This is a genomic window from Occallatibacter sp. (assembly GCF_049802275.1).
Lineage (GTDB): Bacteria > Acidobacteriota > Terriglobia > Terriglobales > Acidobacteriaceae > Telmatobacter.
Genome location: NZ_JBARMD010000676.1, coordinates 1 through 3,755 on the forward strand (window position 1 = coordinate 1; position 3,755 = coordinate 3,755).

3 protein-coding genes and 1 pseudogene are annotated in these 3,755 nt (G+C 57.6%); all 4 read right to left on the reverse strand.

Annotation, left to right across the window (positions count from 1 at the left end; genetic code table 11):
• A pseudogene (locus WA354_RS22775) lies at window positions 1–1,211 on the reverse strand (hypothetical protein); the annotation flags it as partial.
• A 244-nt stretch (window positions 1,212–1,455) separates the two neighbouring features.
• Window positions 1,456–2,391: an ABC transporter permease gene (locus tag WA354_RS22780; protein ID WP_472815319.1), complete on the reverse strand. Its 936-nt coding sequence runs from the start codon at window positions 2,389–2,391 to the stop codon at window positions 1,456–1,458.
• Window positions 2,392–2,556: 165 nt separating this feature from the next.
• A complete protein-coding gene (locus WA354_RS22785; protein ID WP_472815320.1) occupies window positions 2,557–2,892 on the reverse strand; it encodes a hypothetical protein in 336 nt (111 codons plus the stop codon).
• Window positions 2,893–3,161: 269 nt separating this feature from the next.
• Window positions 3,162–3,509 (reverse strand): hypothetical protein, encoded by a 348-nt coding sequence (locus WA354_RS22790; protein ID WP_472815321.1) that lies wholly within the window; start codon window positions 3,507–3,509, stop codon window positions 3,162–3,164.
• Between the last annotated feature and the right edge of the window lie 246 nt (window positions 3,510–3,755).

The following is a 3,755-nucleotide window of genomic DNA, read 5'->3' on the forward strand; positions in this document are numbered from 1 at the left end:
CTGTCAGGATGCCGCGACGCATAGCGCATGGCCTCCGCTGTTGTTGCCGAAACACCGTCACCTGCATCGCTCCAGAAGCTGTCAGCCTTCACGATCCGTGAGTCGCGATACCATGGCGGCCGGAAGCGCAGAATATTGGCGAAGCCCCGTGCCGGCGTCAGAAAGCTATACACAGTCAGCAAAAGTGGATTGCGATTCTTGTCCTCGAGCTTCGTCACCACATGCTTGTCGAGATAGTCCTCGGCAATGGTCCACCCAAAGCCGCCCACCGGCGTCGTCACCAGCTCAACCCAGCCCGTCTCGTTGGTCGTCACTCCCATATCGGTGAAATAGTGATCGCCATTGTGACCGATGCTGGCTTCACCCAGCGGACCCAGTTTCCACGCAAAGCTATAGAACGTTGACCACGCGAGAGCCCTGAGCCGGCTGTTCCAATACGCGCGGTCATTCTGAAAACCGAGAGTCATCCCTTTCGGGTCATTCTGGATCCAGATGCTGTTGGTGATCGCGCCCATGAACGGGTGGCCCACGTAATCATCCAGCATCGGATTGTCATCGGACCAGTGATCCCACCGCCACTCCGCGGCCGAGTCAATATAGCGATCCCACCATTTGCCGTTCGTTGTCTCCCACCGATACCAGTAGCCGGTGTAGAGATTCCCCGCATCATCAAATGCATTGAACAATATGGATTCGATTATCATCGGGCCCCAGTGCACCCGGCATTCACGGGAGCGTGTCTCATCCGTCGGGCAGTCCTTCAGCGGAACGTAGCCTCCACCGCGCAAAGCCGGTTTCACGACCGAATCAAAGCTTTCATCCGTCGAGGCGCTCCAATCGTCAGGGTCAAATGCCGGCAGGTCGGCGATCCTCATTGCCGGTAATACACGCGGAGGAATCGAATCAGTCGCGAGCGAATTCTGCAGACCGCCGTCGAATTGAAACCGGACCGGCATCGGTGCATCGGGTATCTCTGGCGTTGCGGATTCACTGCCGGCTCCTGCGCCCGCCACCACTGTCACCGGCTCATTGGGTTGCGCAATCGCAGCGGTGCCTCCTGCCAGCAGCGTCATCGCCAGCACCGCTACACCTTCCAGCCGCTTCAGGCGACTCAACTCGTCGATTCCAAATCCTGCTCTCTTCGTTCGCTCATGTTGTATGGCCGCTTGCTCTGCATCGAACCACAACCATTCAAGACCGGGGAACTTCAAGCGGGCATGCCTCCTCGATTCGAATCGTTCGTCTTGGTCATTGATAGATTTTGAGTACGGGGCCGAAGGAGATGTCGGTGACGGGGACCACCGATTCGCGTCGAAAACAGGGCGAACGCGCCCGAGACCGATGCATCCATTCAGTTTGGATGCAGAATCAGGGCCAATCTTCTGCCTGAGGGTCTGGGCTCTGTAATAAGACGGAAGACCAGCGAATGCCCAGTCTCCGGCCCACTTCGCTTTTTTATCGCATGCGGGGATTCACAAGCCGGTAGGTAAGGTCGGTGAGCAGGTTGACCAGAACGTAGGTCAGCCCAATCGACAACAGGCAGCCCTGCACCAGGGCATAATCCCGGTTGGAGATGGCCGTGACCACCAGCCTGCCAAGTCCCGGCCAGCTGAAGATGGTCTCTGTCACAATGGCGCCGGCTAAAAGCGCCCCAAATTGAAGTCCGACCACGGTAATGATCGGGACCAGCGCATTGGGCAGCGCATGTCGCCACACCACGGCCGTCTCGCTCAACCCCTTGGCACGCGCGGTGCGGATGTAGTCCTGCCCAAGTTCCTCCAGCATTGCCGTGCGCACCATGCGCGTGAGGATCGCCGCCAGCGATGCACCCATGGCAATCGATGGCAATACGAGGTAGATCGGATCGATGCCCCCCGTTCCTCCTCCCGGGCTGGCACCCGAAACCGGAAACCACCCCAGCGCAATTGAAAAGACCAGGATCAGCAGCGGCCCGAGTACGAGCCCCGGCACCGACAAACCGAAGAGACTCACCACCGAGAGCCCCTGGTCCACAATGCGTCCGCGACGAACCGCCGCAATAATACCCGCAGGCAAAGCCAATGCAAGCGCAATCGCCAGTGACGTAAGAGTGAGAGCCAGAGTGTAGGGATAGCGCACCGAGATCAGGTGCGCCACGCTGTCATGTAGCCGAATCGAAGTACCCAGATCGCCGTGAAGAACGCCGTTCCAATAATGAACGTATTGTCGGGGCAGCGATTGATCCAGCCCATACAGATGCCGAAGCCCCTCGATATCGGCCGGCGTTGCCCCCTCGCCCAGCATCATCTGAATCGGATCACCGGGAACAAGATGAATGAGCAGAAACACCAGAGACACCACCAGCCAGACAACCGGCAGCGTCAAGGCGAGGCGAACGAAGAACTGCTTCATGGGCTGGCTTTAACGATAAACGACCCGCGCGACCAGGACGACTCCCCTGCGCTCAGGCGGATTCAGATTGACAACTGCAGCCATCTGAAAAAGGGGAAGGATCACCGGCGCAGAATCGTCCTCGCCAGGAATCGCCCGTCTTTAGTGGAATTCCCGTTGAAACGGTCAGAACTGCCGGCTATATTTCCTCACGTCGCGAATTCCCGCGCCAATTCCCAGCACGTGATCGATGCGCCGCTGAAACGGATCTTCTACCACCATGCCTTCCGGAACGCTGCGTGGTTCCGCAACCGGACCTTCGCCAGCCGATTCCATCTTGCGCTGGGTCGAGTCCTCTGCCGAACCCTGATCCGCCGCTGGTTCTTCTTCACCGATCAGCGGTCTGAGAACCGTGACCAGCTTTTCGATCTGCACCTTGCGGATGCAGAGCCTTTCAAACTCCGCGCTGATCTCAGTCAGTTGTGATTTCGCAGATTCAAACGCAACACGATACTTTTCCAAATGACCTTGCAATTTTCATGCCCTCTCAGGCGCGTAGTCTAGCACGCACCAGAGGACACAAAGTAAAAGTCATTAGTAAGAGTTACCGCGCGAGCCGCGCGGCATCGGGAGTCAAGAATCGCCGCTCTGGGTTGGCAATTTTTTGCAGGAAGATTCGGGCACTGCATGAAACGGAGATCGAGATGCGAAGTGAAAGTCCGGTCGTGAACGGTGCTCTGCCTTACTTGGCCGCGCACCGTTTCATCGCCTGGCTCGGTCCTCGCTGGAGGTTATAGCTGCCGGCTGAATTTCCGTCCTACGCCGTGGCCGAGAGCGCTGTCGAGACGACGCGCAAACGGATCGGACGATGCTCCGTTCCCATTCGTTGCCTGGTACTGATAAGTCGGAACTTCCTCTGACGACTGAAGTGCCTCGTTGGCCGCATCCGAAGCGCTCTGCACCGCAGCTGCGGCAGCTGCAGCTTCATCGGCTCCGAGCAGCGGTTTGAGAGCCAGGACAACTTTCTCTATGCGATCTTTGCGCGACCGGAGTTCCTCGAACGACACCAGAATGTCGTTCAATTCCGAGTTCGCCGAGTCAAATGCTACACGATAAACGTCTCCGCCGTTGGTCTTCATGTTTCGATCTCCAGAGCCGAATTTAGCATGATTCCACCCGCTCGGAATATATTCCTTCTGCAACTATCATGTTAGTCCCATCCCACACATAGAGCAGTACATAGACGCGAGCAGGCGCTCTCCGTCAGAGGACGGGGAGCGCCTGTTTGGGTTGACCATTCCGACTCGCCTTGCCACGGAACGGCTCGCATTTGGCCCGCACAACTTCCCTGCTTTTTCACTACTTCTGGCCCAACACTCCTAGAT